The following is a 20,624-nucleotide window of genomic DNA, read 5'->3' on the forward strand; positions in this document are numbered from 1 at the left end:
GCCACAGCCGCCGTCAACCGCTGGACGGCGGGCGGCGAGTGGGGATCAGCGATCAGCGAGAGGACGCGGAAATCGGTTGTCAGGTCGTCGGGCAGTCAGCCCGTCAGCCCGTCAGGCCGTGAGCTCCTGCTGGAGGGCGTCCCGGAGGCGAGCGGCCCGCTCGGCGACCTCCGCCGGGCCCAGCTCCACGGCGCGGGCACACCACTGCTGCCCCTCGACGAGGTGGCCGCGGCGGGCCGAGAGAAGGGCCAGACGGAGGGCTGCCCGACCGTGGCCTGCCTCGGCGGCGCGCACCCACCACACGGCGGCCTCGGGCTCGCTGCCCTCCCGCGCGAGGAGCAGGCCGAGGTTGAAGGCGCCGTTGCTGCTGCCCGCCTCGGCCGCGGTGCGGTACCAGCGGGCCGCCTCGACGACCTCGCCCCGCGCGGCGGCGAGCATGCCGACGCGCACCTGGGCGCGCCGGTGGCCCTGGCGAGCGGCACGCTCGTACCACTCCTCGTACTCGGGGCGGGGGTCCTCGGCGTCGCCGCCGGTCCTGGCCCCCTTGGCGGCCTTGGCCCCCTTGGCGCCCTTCCCGCCCTTCTCGGTCCGGTCGCCCTTGTCGCCCTTGTCGCCCTTGTCCGTCCGGTCGGACCGGCCCGCCCTACCGGTGGGCCCATCGGACGCGTCCGGCTGACCAGCCGCCTTGGCAGCGTTGTCAGAACGGTCGCCCCCGGTCCCCTTGGCCGTGCCGGCGGCTCTGGCCGCCTTCTCCCGGGCCTCCTCGTCGGCCGCCGCGCGGTCCAGCAGCGCACCCAGTCGGAAGGCGGCCTCCGCGCTGCCGCCGTCCGCCGCGCAGCGCAGGTGCCGCTCGGCCGCGGCGTCGTCGCCGTCCCTCAGGAGGGCGATGGCGACCTGGAGGGCCGCCTCGGTGTGCCCGGCGGTGGCGGCCCGCTCGTACCACTGGTGCGCCAGCGCGTCCTCGCCGCGACCGGCGTGCAGGATGCCGAGGTTGAAGGCGGCGTCGACGCTGCCCGCCTCGGCCGCCTTGGAGAACCACGGCTCGGCGCCGGCCGCGTCACCGCGCTGGAGGAGCAGCACCGCCAGCGCGTTGGCGGCCTCGCGGTGCCCGGCGTAGGCGGCACGGCGGTACCACTGCTCGGCCTGGGCGGCGCGGCCCTGCTCGGCGCAGAGCAGCCCGAGGTTGTAGGCGCCGTTGGTGTCACCGGCGTCGAGCGCCGCGCGGTACCAGCGCTCGGCGGTCTGGGTCTCGCCACGGTCGGCGTGCAGCGCACCCAGCGCGTTGGCCGCGTTGCCGTCGCCGTCCTGGGCCGCGCGGTGCCACCAGACGGCCGCGCTGTCGGCGTCACCGGCGTCCCGCAGCAGGAAGCCGAGCGCGCAGGCGGCGCGGGCCTCGCCGTCCTTGGCGGACATCAGATACCAGCGGCCGGCCTCGCGGGTGTCGCCGCGCTCCTCCAGGAGCGTGCCGAGGTGCAGGGCGGCGCGCCGGTGGCCGCGGGCGGCGGCCTGCCGGTACCACTGCTCGGCCTCCGGCTCGCGGGCCCGGGCCAGCGTGTCGTGCGGGGCGCTGGACGGGCCGCGCTCGGGGTCGGGCTCGCGCTGGTCGAGGATGCGGGCGAGGCGGTACGCGGCCTCGCGGTGGCCGTGCTCCGCGGCGGCCCGGAACCAGCGCTCCGCGCCGATGTCGCTGCGGTGCTCCAGCAGGTCGGCGAGGGCGTACGCGCCCAGGGCGTGGCCGGACTCGGCGGACTGGCGGAGCCAGTACTCGGCGGCGGGCTCGTCGCCCTGCTCGCGGTGGTGGCGTCCGAGCGCGTGCGCGGCCGCGGCCGAACCGGCGACGGCGGCGATGCGCCACCAGTTGGCGGCTTCCTCGGTGGAGCCGCGCTGGTGCAGAAGGACCCCGAGGTTGTTGGCGGCGGCGCGGTCGCCCGCGGTGGTGGCGGCGCGCAGGAACGGCTCGGCTCCGTCCAGGTCGCCCCGGCGCAGCAGCAGCGCGCCGAGCACGCTCATGGAGGCGGTGTCACCCGCCTCGGCTCCCGTGCGGTACCGCGTCTCGTCTTCGGCGTCCTCACGCGCGTGCAGATACCGCCCTGTCTCCAACAGACTTGCCCTGTCCCCCATAAATTCCATCGTCGCACCACCCGCAACCCGCGTACACCTGGTATACCGCAGCCAGTGAGGTCACTTCAGCGTTTTGTCGACATGCCCACAGAGAGATAAGTCAAACGCGAGAACCCCCGTTACCTGGTGCACGACACACGACAAGGCCCGGATCCTTTGAGGATCCGGGCCTCGTCCTTTAGTAGCGGGGACAGGATTTGAACCTGCGACCTCTGGGTTATGAGCCCAGCGAGCTACCGAGCTGCTCCACCCCGCGCCGTTGTGTGTTTACCGTACCACGGCGCGGGATGGGGCCTTCAGCTCTCCTCTGACCTGCCCTTCTCCTCGGGCTTCTGGTCCTGTTGACCGTCCGAGCCGCCCTCCGGCTTCTGGTCCTGCTGCGCGTCCGCCGCCTTCTGGGCCTTGTCGGCGCGGTCCAGCGCCGCCTTCAGGTCCTTCTGGGCCTGCTCGTACGCGGACCAGTCCGGGCCGCCCTCCGCCTGGAGCGCCTTCTGGCCCTCCTCGTACGCCTTCTGCGCGTCGTCCAGGGCCTGCTGCACCGACGGGTTGGTGGAGCCCGGCCGCGAGCTGTCGCCGCCCGGTGGCTCCTCACTCGGTGCGTCGGGTGCCTTGGTCTGGTCGAAGACGGCGTCCAGGGCTTCGCCCAGGGTGTTCTCGAACTTCGTCTTGCCGTTGTACGAGACACCCACCCGCTTCAACAGCGGGTAGGCGTTGCGGCCTTGGGCGTAGACGGGCTCGATGTACAACATCCCGCCTTCGAGTGGCACGGTCAGCATGTTGCCGTAGGCGATGCTGGAGTCGGCGCCCTTGAGGTCGCGGACGAAAGTGGCCACCTTGTTCAGGCTGTTGAGCTTGTTCTGCACCTGCTCCGGGCCGTCCACGTCCTTGGTCACCCGCAACAGCCTTATCTTGCCGTAGTCCTTGCTGGCGGCATCGGCGTCGACCGCCATGAACGCCCCCAGGTTGGGGCGCCCGCTGGGGGTGAAGGTCGTCGTCAGCGAGAACTTCTGCTCGGTCTGCCCGGGCATCTTCATGCTCAGGTAGTACGGCGGGACGGCGCTGTCGCCACGGGTGGTGGTCGGGTCGTTCGGCACCTGCCAGGCGTCACTGCCGCTGTAGAACTGCGTCGGGTTGGTGACGTGGTAGCGGGTGAGCAGCTCACGCTGGACCTTGAACAGGTCCTGCGGGTAGCGCAGGTGCTCCATCAGGCTGTCGCTGATCTCGTCCTTGGACTTGACCGTGCCCGGGAACGCCTTCTTCCAGGTCTTGAGGACCGGGTCCTCGGTGTCCCACTCATAGAGGTCGACCGTGCCGTCGTAGGCGTCGACGGTCGCCTTCACCGAGTTGCGGATGTAGTTGACCTTGTTCTGCTGCGCGACCACCTCACGCTGCCCGTCGGTCAGCGAGTCGGCCGTGGTGTCCCCCAGCGTCGTGCGGGACGCGTACGGGTAGCCGTTGGTGGTGGTGTAGGCGTCGACGATCCACTGGATCCGGCCGTCGATCACCGCCGGGTAGGCGTCGCCGTCGATGGTCAGCCACGGGGCGACCGCCTCGACGCGCTCCTTGGGCGTGCGGTTGTAGAGGATCTTCGAACCCTTGCCGATGGCGCCCGAGTAGAGGATCTGCGGCTCGCCGAAGGTCAGCGCGTACGCCGCGCGGTTGACCGGGTTGGAGAGGTCGACCCCGCCCTTGCCCTTGAAGCTGGTGGTCTTCTCGCCGTTGGCCTCGTAGTCCAGCTCCTTCTGCGGACCGCCGACGATCGAGTACTGCTCGGTCTTCTCGCCGTAGTAGATCCGCTGCTGGTACGTCTTCTGGTCACCCCTGGTCGGCAGCCCGGACTCGGTGAAGTTCGGGGAGCCGTTGGCGTCCGTGGAGGTGCCCTTGGCCGTGATCACGCCATAGCCGTGGGTGTAGGTGAAGTGGTCGTTGATCCAGTTGTGCTTCGGGATGCCCTTGATGTTGAGCTCGCGCAGACCGACGACCGTGTCCTGGCCGTCGTAGCGGTCGACGTCCAGGGTCGCCGGGAACTGGTAGTACTTCCGCTTCTGCTCCAACTGCTGGAACGTCGGCGAGATGATGTTCGGGTCGAGCAGCCGGTAGCTGGCCGCGGACTCGGCGGCCGCGCGGAGCTTCGTCTTGTCGCCGCCCGTGCCCTGGCCGGCGTAGTCCTTCACCTCGGCGTCGTCGATGCCGTACGCCTTACGGGTGGCCTCGATGTTCTTCTGGATGTACGGCGCTTCCTTGGCCTGCTCGTTCGGCTGGACCTGGAACTTCTGCACGATCGCCGGGTACAGCCCGCCGATCAGCACCGCCGAGAGCACCATCAGCCCGAAGCCGATCACCGGCAGCTGCCAGGTGCGCCGCCACAGGGTCGCGAAGAACAGCCCCGCGCAGATCACCGCGATGCAGAACAGGATCGTCTTGGCCGGCAGATAGGCGTTGGCGTCCACATAGCGGAGCCCGGTCCAGCTGTCGGTGGCCTTGAAGTCGCTCTCCTTGACCGCCAGGCCGTACCGGTCGAGCCAGTACGCGACGGCCTTGAGGGCGACGAAGATGCCCAGCAGCACCGAGAGGTGGCCGGTGGCGGCCCCCGTCGCGCGGGAGCCGGGGCTGGTGATGCGCAGCCCGCCGTAGAGGTAGTGCACCAGGGCGGCGGCGATCAGCGACAGCACCGCGGCGGCGAAGCCGAAGCTCAGCAGGAAGCGGTACCAGGGCAGGTCGAACGCGAAGAAGGACACGTCCTTGTGGAACTGGGGGTCCTTCTCGCCGAACTTGACGCCGTTGGCGTACAGCAGCCAGGTGCGCCACTGACCGGACGCGGACGCGCCGGCGATCAGGCCGACGATCGCGCTGACCGCCACCAGCACCCAGGTCTTGTAGGGCGCGATGCCCATGCGGTAGCGGTCCAGGTTCTGCTGCTCCAGCGACATCGCGCTCAGCGGCGGACGCAGCCGGTGGGCCAACCAGATGTTGAAGCCCACGGCCAGCGCCATCAGCAGGCCGAAGACCGCGAACAAGCCGATCTTGGTCCACAGGGTGGTGGTGAAGACCGACGAGTAGTGGACCGAGCGATACCACAGCCAGTCCGTCCAGAACCCGGCGAACATGACGAAGAGCATCGCCAGCACGGCCAGCACACCCAGGGTCAGGAGCAAGGTCCGGACGCGCCGGGACGGTCGGCCGACTCTGATCCGTGGCCCCGTGGGGCCTCCGCCGCGGTCCGGCATCTGGAAAGCCAAGGTGCGCACCTCGAAGATTCGATGTCGATAGAGCTCAGTCGAGCGAGACCCGAGATAGTAGGGCCCACTGGTGCAACTTACTCAGGCTTTACCCAGTTCCCGTTTTCGGGTCCGATCAAGGCACGATATTGAGCATGTCCAACCTTCCCGACCCCGCGGCATCCTCCGATGCCTCCCCCGAGTCCGCCGCCGGCTCGACGCCGATGGCCGCGAGCCCGCTGACCCGTGCCGTGCTGGAGATCGACGACTACGCCTCCGGCCTGGGCTGGGACCAGCCCGCCCGGCTCTTCGCGCTCGTCGACACCGCCCGGCTGCGCGCGCAGGAACCCGCGCTCGCCGCCCAGCTCGGCCTGGACGAGGAGGCGGCCGGCCAGAGCCCCGCCGGCTCGCTCACCCCGATCGAACAGGACGAGTTGCCCGCCGGCGCCCAGCTGGACGAGTTCCTCGCCACCATCGCCTGGCCCGACGCGGTCGTCGGCTGCGCCCTGACCGTGGAGCGGCTGATGCTGCCGCCGGCCGCCGAGGGCTCGATGCCCGAGGGCCTGAACCAGAAGCAGCTGGCCCGCTGGGTCGCCAAGCACCCGGAGCGCAAGGAGGTCCGCATGACGGTCGCGGTGCTGCGCGACGGGACCCGCGAGTCGGCCGTGCGGCTGCGGGAGAAGGACTCGCCGACCGAGGTGCTCACCGGACCGGACCTGGTGCCGGGGCTGGCCGAGGCGCTGTCGGCGACGTTCGAGGAGTAGCCGGCCGGCGTGCGACGGGCTGACGCGGCGGGTTGACGGCCGGCCGCGTCAGCCCGCGGGGCTGTTTCCCCCGGCCGCCGCGGTGGGGCTGTCTCCCACGGGCCGCCGCGGGGGGCTCAGGGGCTCAGTCCGTGGTGCAGCTGGGGAGCTTCTCGGTGTCGCCCTCGCTGATGTTCCGCAGGGCCTCCACCGCGTCGTCGATGGTGTCCACCTTCACCAGGGTGAGGCCGTCGGGGGTGTCCCTGGCCGCCGCCGCGCAGTTGTCCTCGGGGGTCAGGAAGTACTCGGCGCCCTTGCTCCGCGCGCCCACGGTCTTCATCTCGACGCCGCCGATCGGGCCGACCTTGCCGTCCGGGTCGATGGTGCCGGTGCCCGCGATGAACTTGCCACCGGTCAGGTCCTCCGGCGTGAGCTTGTCGACGATGCCGAGCGCGAACATCAGACCGGCGCTGGGGCCGCCGACGTCCGCCAGCTTGATGTCGATGCGGAACGGCAGCGTGTAGTCGACCCCGGGGGCGATGCCGACTATCGCGCGGTCGTCACGGTCGTCCTTGGCGGTGGTGAGAGTGACCGAAACCGCGTCCTTGGCGTTCGGCTCCTTGCCGTTCTTCCGCGCCTCGGCGGCCGCCTTGGCCGGGATCACGGAGACGACCACCTTCTCGCCGGGCTTGTGCTCCGCGATCAGCTTGGCGACCTCGTCGCGCTGCCGCACCGGCTTCCCGTCGACCGCCTTGATCAGGTCACCGGCGTGCAGCTTGCCCTCGGCGGGGGTGCCCTTGAACACGGACTGCACCACCACGTGCTCGGCGACCTTGATCTTCAGCTGCCGCAGCGCCGCGACCTTGGCGCTGTCCTGGGACTGGGTGAACTCCTCGGCGTTCTCCTGGTCCACCTGCTCCGCGGTCTTGTTCTTCGGGTAGATGGTGTCGCGCGGGACCACCAGGTCCTCGTCCGATGTCCATCCGTAGAGCGCCTCGAAGAGGTTCATCTTGTAGTCGGCGCCGGTCACCCGGACCGTCGTCATGTTGAGGTTGCCCCGCGACTCGTACGTCTTGCGCCCGTTGATCTGGAGCACCCGCTCGCCGTCGTGCTCACCCAGGGTGTCGTACGTGGGCCCGGGCGACATCTCCGCGTACGGCACGGGGATCAGCAGCCCCGCGCAGAGCAGCGCGATCAGCATCAGAAGGGAAGCGAGCATCGTCGCGGTGCGGCGTGGCATGGAACGACAGTACGGGACGGGCATGACGGTCCACCTTCGGGGCCGGTCCGTCCGGGGCCCCCGGGGCAGGGGCGGCGGCGGGTGCCGGCCGCGCGGGGCGTGGCCCGTGGAGCCGCCGGCTGAGACGGCGCTTCAGAGGGCGTCGGAACCCGAGTGCGTCCGCTGCATCGCCTCGCGGAACCGCTCATAGCCGGCCAGCTCGGCACCGTCCCCGGTCTTCCGGTTGCGCGTGGCCCAGCTCGCGTACACCACGGCGATCCCCGCGGCCGCGACCGGAATGAGCAACCAGAGAAGCGCAGCCACAGCGGCCTCCCGACCCCTTACCCAAGAGCTCCTGACAGATGAGCAGATTAATCCTCCGCCAGCTCAACGCTCACGCCAGGGTACGTGTTACGCAACCGCACGCCGCGCCCCCGCTCCCCCACCGGTGACACCCCTCGGAAACGCCCCACGCAGGGGCACGGAACCGCCCCTCAAGAAGGCACTACCACAACGAGGCGCTACGCGCGACCCGCACCCCTCCTCACGAGGCGCTACGCGTCGACGCCCACCCATTCCTCTGTGCCGTCCGAGAACTGCTGGTGCTTCCAGATCGGGACCTCGCGCTTGAGGTCGTCGATCAGGCGGCGGCAGGCCGCGAACGCCTCCGCGCGGTGCGGGCAGGAGACCGCCACCACGACCGCCAGATCGCCGATGGTGAGATCGCCGACCCGGTGGACGGCGGCCAGCGCGCGCACCGGGAAGTCGGCCGCCACCTTCTCGGCGACGCGGCGCAGCTCGGCCTCGGCCGTGGGATGGGCGGAGTAGCCGAGCCCGGCGACCCCGGCGCCGCCGTCGTGGTCACGCACGGTCCCGACGAAGAGCGCGGTACCGCCCGCGGCGGCGTCACCGACCGCCCCGAAGACCTCGTCCACCGACAGCGGGGTGTCACGGATCGCGAGGAGCCGTATCGGGTCGTCTGCCGCCCGCTCACCGGGGTGGTCGTACGTGTGTGCCATGGGGTCCATCGTGCCGCACCCGCTCTCGCGATCGGAATACCGTATTGCGGAAACCGACTTCCACCGTTTGCCCCCGGGACGGGCTCGCGACGCGGAGAGGGGCTCGTGGACCAGACGCGGGCCCGCGGATCAGATGCGGCGGCGTGCCTTACGGGCCCGGCGCACCAGCGCCGCGGTGCCCAGCAGCGCGACGGTCGCCCCGGCGGCCCCCGCGGCGGTGGCGTCCTTGCGACCCAGCCGGCGACCGGCGACCGTGTGACGTCCGGAGACCTCCTCCAGCAGCTCGGCGAGGACCTCCTCGTTCGTCCACTTGGGCCGCCAGCCCGCCGCGTGCAGCCGGCTGCCGCTGACCGCCCAGGGGTGCATGGTGTACGCGAGGTCGCCGGCCGGGGACGGGGTCAGCCCGAGCCGGTGCAGCCGGGAGGCGGCCCCCAGCGCGACGGCCGACGGCAGCTCCATGCGCCGGATGCCGGAGAGCTCCTCGACCTCCTCCTGCTCCAGCCAGCCGTCGCAGGCCACCGCCAGCTCGCCCTCGACCTTCTCCAGCGCCGCGTACTCCAGGGCGCTGACCAGGTCCTCCACATGGCAGAACTGCCAGGTGGGACGGGATCCGGCGACGACCAGCAGGCGCGGGGACTCGAAGTAGCGGGTGAGCGCGGTGTCCGTGCCGCCGACGAGGATCGCCGGACGGAGGATGGTGACGTTCAACCCTGGGTGCGCACGCGGTGCGCGGCGTCCCAGATGTTCTATCTCCAGCAGATCCCCCACGCCGGTGGCCTCGGCGGTGGCACGCAGCTCGGCGTCCTCGGCGAGCGGAACATCGTTGTCGGCCAGCGCGCCGTAGACCATCGCCGAGGTGCACAGCACCACCCGGCGCACCCCGGCGGCCGCGGCGGCCGTCAGCACCGTCTGGGTGCCGCGCACGTTGTACGCGGTCCGCGCGGCCGCGTCGGTCCCCAGGTCCAGGTCGACGGCGAGGTGGACCACCACGTCGGCGCCGCGCAGCTTGTCCGCGATGGCCGGGTCGCGCACGTCCAGGACGTGCCAGTGGGCGGTGATCGCCTCACCGCGCCGCTCGTCGATGGCCAGGACCTGCTTGACCTCCGCGGACTCGGCGAGCCGCTGCGTCAGCAGCGCTCCGACCCCGGACGCGGCACCGGTCACCGCCACGACGGGACGGCGGGCGGCGTGGGCCGTATCGTTTCGCGCTGCGCGAACTTCTCGGTCTGGGGAACTCACCGGGCGACTCCAGCGGTTGTCTTCAGTACACACGCGATGACGCGTACGTACGAGGTGACGTCCATCCTGCCGCAGGCCATGGATCGGCGGAGCACCGAGCCCGGAAACCGGCGAGGTGTCTACGCTGGGTGGTGATGTCGGGCATTCGCCGCCGGCCGGAGCCGGCGGCCCTACGAGCCGAGGAACCCCGTGAGTGACACCCCATTCGGATTCGGCCTTCCGCCGGAGGAGCCGGAGGACGGCGACAACGGTAAGAAGAAGGACGGCCAGAGCGGCGGCCCGAGCCCGCAGAATCCGTTCGGGTTCGGCGCCGGCGGTGCCGGCGGCGCGGACAACCCCTTCGCCGCGATGTTCGGCTCGCTGAACCCCGGCGACCTGGGCGCCGCCTTCCAGCAGCTGGGCCAGATGCTCTCCTACGAGGGCGGCCCGGTGAACTGGGACATGGCCAAGGACATCGCACGGCAGACGGTCGCCCAGGGCACCGCCGACGGCTCCAAGGACGCCAGCGTCGGCGCCGCCGAGCGCTCCGCGGTCGAGGAGGCCGTGCGCCTCGCCGACCTGTGGCTGGACGGGGTGACCTCGCTGCCGTCCGGCTCCGGCACGGCGGTGGCCTGGAGCCGCGCGGAGTGGATCGAGGCGACGCTGCCGGTCTGGAAGGACCTGGTGGACCCGGTCGCGGAGCGGGTCGGCTCGGCCATGGGCGATGTGCTGCCCGAGGAGATGCAGGCCATGGCGGGCCCGCTGCTCGGCATGATGCGGTCCATGGGCGGCGCGATGTTCGGCAGCCAGATCGGGCAGGCGCTGGGCGTGCTGGCCGGCGAGGTGGTCGGCTCCACGGACGTCGGGCTGCCGCTGGGCCCGGCCGGCAAGGCGGCCCTGCTGCCGGTGAACATCGCCGCCTTCGGGTCCGGCCTGGGCATCCCCGAGGACCAGGTGCGGCTCTATCTGGCGCTGCGCGAGGCCGCCCACCAGCGGCTCTTCGCCCATGTGCCGTGGCTGCGCTCGCATCTGTTCGGCGCCGTCGAGGGCTACGCGCGCGGGATCAAGGTCGACACCGCCAAGCTGGAGGACGCGGTCGGCCAGCTCGACCCGACCCACCCCGAGCAGCTCCAGGAGGCGCTGCAGCAGGGCATGTTCCAGCCGGAGGACACCCCGGAGCAGAAGGCGGCCCTGGCGCGCCTGGAGACCGCCCTGGCGCTGGTGGAGGGCTGGGTCGACGCGGTGGTCCACGCGGCCGCCGCCCCGCACCTGCCCGCCGCCGACGCGCTGCGCGAGACGCTGCGCCGTCGCCGGGCCACCGGTGGCCCCGCCGAGCAGACCTTCGCCACGCTGATCGGCCTGGAGCTGCGGCCGCGGCGGCTGCGTGACGCCTCCCGGCTGTGGGCCTCGCTGACCGACGCCCGCGGCATGGAGGGGCGCGACGGGCTCTGGGAGCACCCGGACATGCTGCCGACCGCCCAGGACCTCGACGACCCGGACGGCTTCGTCCACCGCGAGCATCTGGACTTCTCCGAGCTGGACAAGATGCTCGGCGAGGCGGCCCAGAGCGGCGGCATGGCCAAGCCGGCCGCCGACGACTCGGACACCCGTGGCGCCCAGGGCGAGGGCGGGGACGACAAGGGCGACGACGCCCGGTGAGCCTGCACGAAGACGCCGCCCTCGTGCTCCGTGGGTACCCGGGCCAGCCGCAGCTGCGCGAGCTCTACCTGGACCACCTGGCCGGCCACGCGGACGGGATGTGGAAGGCCTGTGAGGCGGGGCACATCACCGCCAGCGCGCTGGTGATCGACCCCTCGCGCGGGCGGGTGCTCCTCACCCTGCACCGCAAGCTGCGCATGTGGCTCCAGATGGGCGGGCACTGCGAGCCCGGCGACACCACCCTGGCGGACGCGGCGCTGCGCGAGGCCACCGAGGAGTCGGGCATCCAGGGGCTCTCCCTGCTGCCCGTCGGGCCGGTGCGGCTGGACCGCCACCCCATCCCGGCGCCCTGCAACTGGCACCTGGACGTGCAGTACGCGGCGGTGGCGCCGCCCGGCGCCGCCGAGGCGATCAGCGATGAGTCCCTCGACCTGCGCTGGTTCGACTACGACGAGGTGGCGGGCGTGGCCGACACATCGGTCGTGCTGCTGACCGAGGCGGCGCGCGCGGCGCTGTAGCGGCGCCGGACACCGCCCGCCCAGGGCATGCGTAAGGGGCGGCCTCCTAGGGAGGCCGCCCCTTACGCGTACGCCTCGGGCGCTGTGGAGCGGTCAGCTCCAGACGTTGCCCTGGTTCTGGCCCCGGGCGCCCTGCTGGCCCATACCGAACTGAGCGGCCGCCCCCTGGCCGATCGTCGCGTTCTGCGGCGGGAGCTGCTCGCTGGGCTGGACGAGCGCGTAGCCCTGGCCCAGGAAGCTGAGCTCCCAGCCCTCGCCGGTGTTACCCCGTCGCCGCCACACGCCCGAGGAGTGCGTCTGGGCCTGCATCTGGACCCGCAGCGAGCTGGACCAGGCGACGATCGCGTCGGCGTCGGCGTTGACGTACTTGTCCGGCGTGACCTGGAGCACCAGCGGCTGACCGGAGGTCATCAGGGCGACCTTGCCCTGCCCGGAGATGTTGAGGTTGTACTTACCGGAGCCGGAGATGCCGAACTGGCTGTCCACCGCGATCACTTCCCAGTGCAGGGTGGAGTCCAGCGCCAGCACGTAGGCGCTGTCGACGGTCAGCCCGTCCCGGTCGACGTCCACGATGTGGATGTACTGGGCGAGATTGGCGAAATAGATGCTCCCCTGGCCCGAGCAGCGCATCAGGTCCAGGCCCTCGCCGGTGTTGGCGCGGGCGCGCCGCTGCGACTGGGTCTGGAACTCGGCGTCGAACTCGATCAGCCCCTGGTAGGCGACCATGGACCCCTTACGGGCCAGGACGTCCTCATGGCCGCTGAGGGTGACCCGCAGCAGCTGCGGGTTCTGGATCGCGTACCGGTCCTGCGACTGGTTCTCGGTGTGGGCGAAAAGCGGGCTCTGCATGGTGTGGTTCGCTCCCCCTCAGCCCCGGGCCCGGAGCCGGTCGGTACTGTCCTCGCTGGGCTGCACGACGACGAAGCCCTGCCCGGAGAAGCCGAGCTGGTACGCCTCGCCGCTGCCCCGGCCGATCATCGACGAGGCCTTGAAGCTGCGCTTGCCCTTCATCTTGAGGCTGGTGGACCAGGCGACGAGCGCGTCCGGGTCCACGTACGTCTCGTCCTCGCCGCGCCCGCAGTCGACGACGATCGGCGTGCCGCGCGAGGTGAGCGCGACCCAGCCGGTGCCCGAGACGGCCACGTTGAACAGGCCCTGTCCGGCGAACTTGGCCATGCCCTTGACCCGCTGGACGCCCCACTGGAGGTGCGCGTCGAAAGCGAGCAGATTGGTGCCGTTGACGGAGAGCGAGTCGCCGTTGAGGTTCACGCAGACGACGTCCGCGCCGTAGTCGGCGAGGTAGAGCAGCCCGTCACCGCTGCACTTCATGAGCGGGGCGCCCTCGCCGGTGAGCCACTGGGAGGCCATCTGGCGCACGGCGGGCGGGTTCGGCTCGTACTGGACGAAGCCCTCGTACGCCACCATCGAACCGGTCCGCGCGAACAGGTCCTGGCCGCTCTGCATGGCGACCTTGAGCATGCTGCTGCCGTGGTTCTCCATTCGGGCGGCCACCGGGGTCGGGGCGTAGCCCGCGATCATTTGCTGGTCCATGACGGGCTCCCTCAGACCTCGTAGGGCTGGACGACGATGAAGTTTCCGGGCGCGCCCCGGAACTGGAGGTTCACGGCCTCCCCGGTGTGGCCCGGGTAGGACGTGCGGCGCAGCCTGACCTGGCTGGAGATGATCACCTGCGAGCCGGCGGACCAGGCGACGATGGCGTTGCTGTCCGCGAAGGTGGTCGGGGTGACCGGCAGCACGACCGGGGTGCCCTGGGTCTTGACGACGAGGGTGCCGGTGCCCTGGAACTGCATGGTGAACAGCGCGCCACCGGGGATGCCGTGGCCCTCGATCCTGCGCACCTCGTACTGGAGCGACTCGTCGAAGGCGAGCACGCTCTCGGCGGAGACGCAGATGGCCTCGCCCTGGAGCTCGATCGGGTGGACTTCCGCGGCGTTCTCGGCGAGGAAGACCTGACCGTAGCCGGAGCAGCGCATCAGCTGCATCTCCTGGCCGGTGGCGTTGCCCACGATCCGGCCGCGGAAACCCGCGCCCTTGTAGCCGAAGTCGACCTTGCCCTGGTACAGCACCATGGAGCCCTGCCGGGCGAGCACGGGCTGGCCGCCGATGCTCAGGTCGACGCGGACCAACCTGGGGTTCTGCGGGGTCCAGCGCTGGCCGGTGGGCGCCTCACGGTACTTGGCGAGCGCGGCCTGCACACCGGGCGCGGCGGCGCCCTGCGGGGGCATGCCGGGCGGGGCCATGCCCTGCGGCGGCATCCCGGGCGGGGCCATGCCGGGCTGCTGGCCGGGGAACTGGCCGGGCTGGCCAGGCTGGCCGTACGGGCCGGGCTGGGCCGGGTACTGGCCGGACTGCTGCCCGTACGCCGGCTGGGCGGGCGCGCCGTGACCGTACTGCGGCGGCTGGCCGGGCTGGCCGGCCGGCGGAACGGTGCCGCCGGGCGGCGTCAGCGGCCCGACGAGGGTCGGCGCCGTGTGCACCTGCTGCGGGGTGCCCTGCTGCGGCGGCGCGGCCGGCGGCGGGGTGCTGCCGGGCGGCGGCGCGAAGCCCTGCGCGGCCGCCGGCTGCGGGGCCGGCGGCACCGGCGGAGCCGGCTGCGGCGCGGTCGCGCCCTGCGGCGGGCCGAAGTCGGGGGCCGGCTGCGGCGGCGGGGCGGGCTGCGGGGGCGCGGCGGCACCCGGCGGCGCGAAGGACGGCGCGGGAGTGGGCTGGCCCGGCGGGGCGAAGCCGGGGGCGCCGGCCGGTTCGGGCGCCGGCGCGGGCTCCTCCTCGGCGACCTCGCCGCCGAAGTTCCGCAGCAGCGCCTCCAGGCCGCCGTCGAAGCCCTGGCCCACAGCGGCGAAGCGCCAAACGTCCTTGAGGTAGAAGTCGCCGAGCATCACGGCCCGCTCGGTGCTGAACTCCGCTCCGGTGAAGGAGTACCGCACGACCTCCTCGCCACCCGCGACGACCCGGATGTAGCCGGGGCCGATCTGCGACATCTGGCCCTCGCCGTCCAGCGTCGCCGTGAAGGACAGCTTGTGGATGTGGGACGGGATGCCGTCGAGGGTGACCCGGAACGACTCGGCGTCGCCCGCCTGCGGCCCGAGCTGCTGAATCGCCTCTTCGGGGGACTTGGGCTGGTTGTAGAAGATGAAGTACCGGTCGTCGGAGAGCCGCTCGTCGGCGTCGAGACCGAAGCAGCTGATGTCGAAGGTGAGCCCGGGCCCGGCGATCTGCACACCGATGTACAGGTCCCTCCCGGCTGTCAGGTCACTGATCTTGGCCTTGTGGCCGCGCTGGAATTCCCTGGCCATACGTTACGACCGTCCCCCATCCCGAACCGGTGAGTGCATTGCGCGCCAGGCTAACCGCTGCCGCCGACTGTGAGCGACGCCGGGGCGAGGGGGCCCGGTTCCTTCCCGTCGAGCCGTGCGCGCCGTCCGCCCGCGCCGTAAGCGCCGCTCAGACGGTCGGCGCACGCCGTTCCTTGGGATGACGCGCCCCCACTGACGGGGCGCGAGCGCCGTCCGGGGCAGGACCGGAGGCGGCAGCCGAGGGGGCGGGAGCGGTGGCCGGGGCGGGACCGGAAGCGGCAGCTGAGGGGGCGGGAGCGGCGCCCGGGACGGGACCGGTGCGGCGGCTGAGACGGGCAGGGTCAGCCGTGATGGGCGGGGCGCGGTCGTCTTCGGGGTCCGCGGCGTCCGCGGGGGCGCCGGGCGCGGGGGTCTTCAGCCCGCCGGGCGCGGGCGTCTCCAGCCCGCTGGGGGCGAGTGCCTTCGGTCCGCTGGGCGCGGGCGTCTTCGGTGCGCTGGCGGCGGCACCCGGGGCGCGAGGCGCGCGGACACCTCCGGGACCGTCCGGGCGTCAGCCGGGGCGCCGGTCCGGGGCGTTACCAGGGGGCGGCACCCGGGGCACCGAGGCGCGGGCATCTCCGGGTCCCCTGCGTCAGCCGGGGCGCCGGGCACGGGCGTCTTCGGCCCGCCGGCGGCGGCACCCGGGGCGCGAGGCGCGCGGACGTCTCCCGGACCGGCCAGGCGTCAGCCGGGGCGCCGGTCCCGGGCGTTACCAGGGGGCGGCCCCCGGCGCCGGCCGTTGGCCTTGGCGGGGCGTCCGCCCGGAACACACGTCTCGACCGCGCGGGTCGCGGCTCCGCCGCTACTCGCGGCGCGCGGCGGGGAGGTGCGGCAGCCTGCCCGCGGCCACCACGCCCTCCAGATAGCCGCGCGCCCGCTCGGTCCGCGGATAGGGCTCCAGAAGCCGCCAGAAGTCCGGACCGTGACCGGGCACCAGCAGATGCGCGAGTTCGTGGAGGAGCACGTAGTCCACGACGTACTCCGGCATGCCCTGGAGCCGGTGGGAGAGACGGATGCTGCCCTCGGCCGGGGTGCACGAGCCCCAGCGGGTGTTCTGGTTGGTCACCCAGCGGACGGTGGCGGGCCGGGCCCGCCCGCCGAGGTACTGGTCCGACAGCCGCTCGGCGCGGTCGGCCAGATCCGTGTCGCCCAGCATCCGCTTGCTCTCCTGGGCGGCGAGCTTGTCGAGCATCACGCCCACCCAGCGCCGCTCCTCCGCCTCCGACATGCGGGCCGGGATGAGGACCACGGTGCGGTCGCCCTCGCGGTACGCCGAGACCGTCCGGCGGCGCCGGGAGCTTCTGCGGACCTCGACCGCGCTCGCGCGGGAGCCGCGGGCCTGCGGGCTCGGGGCGCCGGGCGGTGGCGGCGCCGCACGGTCCGGGGGCGTCTCGCCGGCGAGGCGAGGGGAAGGGTCGGCGGGCACGCCCCGACGTTACCGGCTGACGGTGGCGGAAGTCCCGCCCCGCACGCCGTGGCCGGGCGGACCGCCACCCGCCCCCGCTTGTACGACTAATACCCGAGGCTGTGGATAACTCCGGGCGCCGTGGGCGGCGGGGCGCGCATGCTGTGGGCGTGGCGCCGCTGTGGCGCGACGCGGATCCGCGGGGGACACGGGCGGATCCGCCCGAGAGGGACGGGGGACCGCGGTCATGCATCCGATGCTCAAGCCCGCGCTGCGGCGCGGCTGGCGAAGCCGGGACACGGTGCGGTTCGGGGTGGCCCCGGCGCACGCCGTGGTGCTGGGGCCGCTGGACACCGCCACCGGCTGTTTCCTCGAACTGCTCGACGGCACCCGCGGGCTGCCGCTGCTGCGGGAGGAGGCACGGGCGATGGGGCTGCCCGAGGGACGGGCCGACGCGCTGGTGGAGCGGCTGGCCGCGGCCGGGCTGCTCGACGACCCGACGGGCGGCGGGGCGGCGGCGCAGGCGCTGCGGGAGCGGCGGGGCGTGCTGGAGCGGCTGCGCCCCGACCTGGCCTCGCTGTCGGTGCTGCACCCCGTCCCGGGCGCGGCGCTGCGGGCGCTGGCCGCGCGGCGGGAGATGCGGGTGCGGGTCAAGGGCGCCGGCCGGGTCGGCGCGGCGGTCGCGGCGGTGCTCTCCGCCTCCGGTGTGGGCCGGGTCGAGGTGATGGACGGCGGCCGGGTCGAACCCTGGGACGTGGCGCCCGGCGGGCTGACCGCCGAGGACATCGGCGAGCGGCGGGAGGCGGCGGCGCGGCGGATGGTGCGTCGGGCCGCCCCCGAGGACCGGGCGCGCCGGACGGTGCCCGCGGCTCGGCGCCGGGACACCGCCGGAGAACCGGGCCTGACGCTGGTGGTGATCGCGCCCCGCGACGGGCTCGCGGCGTACGCGCCGGACCCGGCCGAGGCCGAGCCGCTCATCGCTGCGGGAATCCCGCATCTCTACGCGGGGGTCATCGAGGCGACCGGGGTCGTGGGGCCGCTGGTGCTGCCGGGCCACACCCCCTGCGCCGGGTGTCTGGCCGCGAGGACCGCGGAGCGGGAGCCGGACTGGCCCCGGATGGTCGCCCAGTGGCGTTCGGGCCGCCGTCCCGCCGCTCCGGCCTGTGACACGGCGCTGGCGACGGTGGTCGCGGGGCTCGCCGCGGTCCACGCCTTGGGCTTTCTCGACGGTCAGCTTCCTGCCAGCGCCGGTGCCCGGTTGGAGCTGCCGATGCCCGCTGCCGCCTGGCATCCACGCCCGTTCGAGGCCCATCCGGAGTGCGTCTGCGGAGCGGCGATGTCAGGGGATGGGGGATATCCCGCAGGCTCCCGGACGCCGCACGCAACAATGGCCGGGTGACCGGCGTCCGCTGGGTGGGCGACGGGACCCGGGGGTGCCGTTCCCCGGGATGGCTCGGTTGCAGGTAGTTGGAGGGGCGCATGTCTGATCTTCCGCGCAAGGCGATCACCCGTACCGCCAAGTTGGCCTCGCTGCCACTCGGCTTCGCCGGGCGTGCCACCTGGGGTCTCGGTAAGCGGATCGGCGGCCGGTCGGCGGAGATCGTCGCCCGGGAGCTGCAACAGCGCACGGCGGAGCAGCTGTTCAAGGTGCTCGGCGAGCTGAAGGGGGGTGCGATGAAGCTGGGCCAGGCGATGTCGGTCTTCGAGTCGGCGCTGCCCGAGGAGATCGCCAGGCCCTACCGCGCCGCTCTGACCAAGCTCCAGGAGGCGGCGCCGCCGATGCCGGCCCGCACGGTGCACACCGCCCTGTCCGAGCGGCTTGGCCCGAACTGGCGCGAGCTGTTCCTGGAGTTCAGCGACAAGCCCGCCGCGGCGGCCTCGATCGGCCAGGTGCATCGCGCGGTGTGGCACGACGGGCGCGAGGTCGCCGTCAAGGTGCAGTACCCGGGAGCGGGCGAGGCGCTGCTGTCGGACCTGAACCAACTGAGCCGCTTCGCCAAGGTGCTGGGGCCGCTGGTGCCCGGCATGGACCTCAAGCCGCTCATCGCCGAGCTCCGCGACCGGGTGTCCGAGGAGCTCGACTACGGCCTGGAGGCGCAGGCCCAGCGGGCTTACGCGGAGGAGTTCGCCGACGACCCCGACGTCCTGGTCCCGGACGTGGTGCACCAGGGCGACCAGGTGCTGATCACCGAGTGGATGGAGGGCACGCCGCTCTCCCAGGTGATAGCCGAGGGCACGCCGGAGGAGCGGAACCGGGCTGGACAGCTGCTGACCCGCTTTCTCTTCTCCGGGGTGTCCCGCACCGGGCTGCTCCACGCCGACCCGCATCCGGGCAACTTCCGGCTGCTGACCTCCGACGCCCCGGACGGTCCGGCCGAGAAGTGGAGGCTGGGCGTCCTGGACTTCGGCACGGTGGACCGGCTTTCCGAGGGGCTTCCCCCGACCATCGGCATCGCCCTGCGGCTGGCGCTCGCCGGCGAGGCCGACGCGGTGTACCAGCTCATGCGGGAGGAGGGGTTCGTCAAGGAGAAGTTCGAGCTCGACCCCGACGCGCTGTTGGCGTATCTGCTGCCCATCATCGAGCCCGCGCAGGTGGAGGAGTTCGCGTTCACCCGCGGCTGGATCCGCGGCCAGGCCGCGCGGCTGGCCGACCGCAAGTCCCCCCTGTACGAGCTGGGCAACCAGCTCAACCTGCCGCCGTCCTACCTGCTCATCCATCGGGTCAGCCTCAGCACCATCGGCGTGCTCTGCCAACTCGACGCCACGGTGGGGATGCGAGGGGAGCTGGAGGACTGGGTACCCGGCTTCCTGGCGGAGGACGACAGCGACGACGGCGTGGCGGAGGACGGCGCCGAGGAGATCGGGGAGGACGGGGAGGACGGCAGCGAAGCCGACCGGGAGGGCCCGGAGGACGCGGCGGAGGACGCCGAGCGGGGGGCCACGGCGGACGGCGGGCCGGCGCGGGCCGAGGGGGCCTCCGCCTGAGGGCCCCGCCCAAGCCGGCCGGGCCTGGCGCCTCCGCTCACGCACCGGCGGTGCGGCTCGCCTCCGGCCTCGAGAGGGCCGGGGGCGCGCGTCACCACCAGGAGGAGTCGAGACGCCCCTCGATCGCCCGGAGGTTGGCGCGGGCGCAGTCGTCGCAGAAGTAGCGGCGTGTGCCGTTCTCCACGGAGCAGGTCCAGGTGAGCGGCGTCCCCTCGGCGACGGCGCCGCAGCGGGCGCACACCGGGTTCTCGGACTCCAACGGCACGGGGTCATGCGTCTTCTGGTCCACCTGGCGACGATATCCCCGCCCGTGGTGGGGACCGTGCTAACGCGCCCTCAATCACCCCCCTTCGGGGGGAGGAGAGGCCGAAGGGCCGGTCACGTGAACCGGCCCTCGGGTATGCGGGGTGTGGTGGTGTGCCCACCGGGACTCGACGTCGGTGTCCCGGAGGTCAGCGCCCCGGTGGTCAGTGCATGACCGCCATCGCCAGAGCGCGGCGGGCACGGCGCGAGGCGCGCTCGGCTCGGCGCTGCATCCGACGGGCGGTCACCAGCCGGAGCGCCCTGCGTTGGGAGTCGGCCTCGCGCAGGCGATCTTCCATGTGTGCGCGAGCCAGGGCTTCTGGGATGAGTTGCATGGCGCGGGTCCTGTTCTGGCGCGACTCGATCACGCCGGTGGTGGTGCGTGCGGTGGTTTCTGGGGATCGCTCGTCAGTGGACGGCGTCATGATCAGTTCCTGCTTCTTCGGGTCGTGCGCCGCTGGGCGGTCGATGGTGCCGGCGGAGATCATGCCGAGACCGGGTTCTTGCGCGGGCGGCCACGCGGCCGCTTGCGGGCCACGACGACCCCCTGGACGAACAGCTCGCCGCCCCAGACGCCCCACGGCTCGCGGCGGTCCTTGGCGCCGGCGAGGCAGGCCTCACGGAGCGGGCAGGTCTGGCAGAGCGACTTGGCGTACTCCACGTCCTCCGGGGACTCGGCGAAGAAGACCTCCGGGTCGTAGGAGCGGCACGGGACGGCTACGCCGAGGTTCTCGATGGCGTCATCGAGCTCGGTGAGGGCGGTGAGCGAGGTCAAGGGGTCCTCCGAGGAGTCAGGCGGGGGGATCAGGTCGGTCGATACGGACGGGGTGTGCGCCTTGAGTTGCACGGTGTGTTCCTCGTCT

18 protein-coding genes and 1 tRNA gene are annotated in these 20,624 nt (G+C 72.7%); 5 read left to right on the forward strand and 14 right to left on the reverse strand.

The genetic code is table 11. The features are described 5' to 3' along the window. Window positions 1–111: 111 nt before the first annotated feature. The 3 genes from LRS74_RS10960 to LRS74_RS10970 all read right to left on the reverse strand — a co-directional run bounded on the left by LRS74_RS10960 (window position 112) and on the right by LRS74_RS10970 (window position 5,348). Complete coding sequence (locus tag LRS74_RS10960; RefSeq protein WP_277740834.1) at window positions 112–2,130, reverse strand: tetratricopeptide repeat protein; 2,019 nt, start codon at window positions 2,128–2,130, stop codon at window positions 112–114. Window positions 2,131–2,303: 173 nt separating this feature from the next. Further along, window positions 2,304–2,377: transfer RNA gene (locus LRS74_RS10965), tRNA-Met, on the reverse strand. Window positions 2,378–2,417: 40 nt separating this feature from the next. Continuing rightward, a complete protein-coding gene (locus tag LRS74_RS10970; RefSeq protein WP_277744698.1) occupies window positions 2,418–5,348 on the reverse strand; it encodes a UPF0182 family protein in 2,931 nt (976 codons plus the stop codon). 215 nt (window positions 5,349–5,563) lie between these two features. Here LRS74_RS10970 and LRS74_RS10975 point away from each other — a divergent pair, with 215 nt between their 5' ends. Further along, the gene (locus tag LRS74_RS10975; RefSeq protein WP_277744699.1) at window positions 5,564–6,103 is read left to right on the forward strand and encodes a PPA1309 family protein; all 540 of its coding nucleotides are present in this window, start codon (window positions 5,564–5,566) and stop codon (window positions 6,101–6,103) included. Between the two features lie 124 nt (window positions 6,104–6,227). Here the strand turns inward: LRS74_RS10975 and LRS74_RS10980 are convergent, their stop codons facing one another. The 4 genes from LRS74_RS10980 to LRS74_RS10995 all read right to left on the reverse strand — a co-directional run bounded on the left by LRS74_RS10980 (window position 6,228) and on the right by LRS74_RS10995 (window position 9,559). Further along, window positions 6,228–7,322: a PDZ domain-containing protein gene (locus LRS74_RS10980; protein WP_277740835.1), complete on the reverse strand. Its 1,095-nt coding sequence runs from the start codon at window positions 7,320–7,322 to the stop codon at window positions 6,228–6,230. 132 nt (window positions 7,323–7,454) lie between these two features. Next, complete coding sequence (locus tag LRS74_RS10985; RefSeq protein WP_277740836.1) at window positions 7,455–7,625, reverse strand: hypothetical protein; 171 nt, start codon at window positions 7,623–7,625, stop codon at window positions 7,455–7,457. Window positions 7,626–7,855: 230 nt separating this feature from the next. Next, complete coding sequence (locus tag LRS74_RS10990) at window positions 7,856–8,329, reverse strand: molybdenum cofactor biosynthesis protein MoaE (RefSeq protein WP_277740837.1); 474 nt, start codon at window positions 8,327–8,329, stop codon at window positions 7,856–7,858. Between the two features lie 120 nt (window positions 8,330–8,449). Further along, window positions 8,450–9,559, reverse strand: coding sequence for an SDR family oxidoreductase (locus LRS74_RS10995; RefSeq protein WP_277740838.1), 1,110 nt, complete (start codon window positions 9,557–9,559; stop codon window positions 8,450–8,452). Between the two features lie 189 nt (window positions 9,560–9,748). Here LRS74_RS10995 and LRS74_RS11000 point away from each other — a divergent pair, with 189 nt between their 5' ends. Further along, window positions 9,749–11,197: a zinc-dependent metalloprotease gene (locus LRS74_RS11000; RefSeq protein WP_277740839.1), complete on the forward strand. Its 1,449-nt coding sequence runs from the start codon at window positions 9,749–9,751 to the stop codon at window positions 11,195–11,197. After that, on the forward strand, window positions 11,194–11,715 hold the full coding sequence (locus tag LRS74_RS11005; protein WP_277740840.1) for an NUDIX hydrolase: 522 nt from the start codon (window positions 11,194–11,196) through the stop codon (window positions 11,713–11,715). Before LRS74_RS11000 ends, LRS74_RS11005 begins: the two co-directional genes overlap by 4 nt. 93 nt (window positions 11,716–11,808) lie before the next feature. Here LRS74_RS11005 and LRS74_RS11010 read toward each other — a convergent pair whose 3' ends face one another. The 4 genes from LRS74_RS11010 to LRS74_RS11025 all read right to left on the reverse strand — a co-directional run bounded on the left by LRS74_RS11010 (window position 11,809) and on the right by LRS74_RS11025 (window position 16,494). After that, the gene (locus tag LRS74_RS11010) at window positions 11,809–12,564 is read right to left on the reverse strand and encodes an AIM24 family protein (RefSeq protein ID WP_277740841.1); all 756 of its coding nucleotides are present in this window, start codon (window positions 12,562–12,564) and stop codon (window positions 11,809–11,811) included. 18 nt (window positions 12,565–12,582) lie between these two features. Further along, entirely contained in the window at window positions 12,583–13,266 is a 684-nt protein-coding gene (locus LRS74_RS11015) for an AIM24 family protein (RefSeq protein ID WP_277740842.1), read from the reverse strand. 11 nt (window positions 13,267–13,277) lie between these two features. After that, entirely contained in the window at window positions 13,278–15,029 is a 1,752-nt protein-coding gene (locus LRS74_RS11020) for a TerD family protein (RefSeq protein WP_277740843.1), read from the reverse strand. An 841-nt stretch (window positions 15,030–15,870) separates the two neighbouring features. After that, window positions 15,871–16,494 (reverse strand): M48 family metallopeptidase, encoded by a 624-nt coding sequence (locus tag LRS74_RS11025; protein WP_277740844.1) that lies wholly within the window; start codon window positions 16,492–16,494, stop codon window positions 15,871–15,873. Between the two features lie 226 nt (window positions 16,495–16,720). Between LRS74_RS11025 and LRS74_RS11030 the strand changes: the two genes are divergently transcribed. After that, complete coding sequence (locus tag LRS74_RS11030) at window positions 16,721–17,872, forward strand: ThiF family adenylyltransferase (protein WP_277740845.1); 1,152 nt, start codon at window positions 16,721–16,723, stop codon at window positions 17,870–17,872. A gap of 80 nt (window positions 17,873–17,952) precedes the next feature. Further along, window positions 17,953–19,458, forward strand: coding sequence for an AarF/ABC1/UbiB kinase family protein (locus tag LRS74_RS11035; RefSeq protein ID WP_277740846.1), 1,506 nt, complete (start codon window positions 17,953–17,955; stop codon window positions 19,456–19,458). Between the two features lie 91 nt (window positions 19,459–19,549). Here LRS74_RS11035 and LRS74_RS11040 read toward each other — a convergent pair whose 3' ends face one another. From LRS74_RS11040 to LRS74_RS11050, 3 genes are all read right to left on the reverse strand, one after another. Next, window positions 19,550–19,747, reverse strand: coding sequence for a hypothetical protein (locus tag LRS74_RS11040; RefSeq protein WP_277740847.1), 198 nt, complete (start codon window positions 19,745–19,747; stop codon window positions 19,550–19,552). 178 nt (window positions 19,748–19,925) lie between these two features. After that, entirely contained in the window at window positions 19,926–20,249 is a 324-nt protein-coding gene (locus LRS74_RS11045) for a hypothetical protein (RefSeq protein WP_277740848.1), read from the reverse strand. Beyond that, a complete protein-coding gene (locus tag LRS74_RS11050; RefSeq protein ID WP_277740849.1) occupies window positions 20,246–20,608 on the reverse strand; it encodes a WhiB family transcriptional regulator in 363 nt (120 codons plus the stop codon). Before LRS74_RS11050 ends, LRS74_RS11045 begins: the two co-directional genes overlap by 4 nt. Between the last annotated feature and the right edge of the window lie 16 nt (window positions 20,609–20,624).

Source organism: Streptomyces sp. LX-29, assembly GCF_029541745.1.
Taxonomy (GTDB): Bacteria; Actinomycetota; Actinomycetes; order Streptomycetales; family Streptomycetaceae; genus Streptomyces.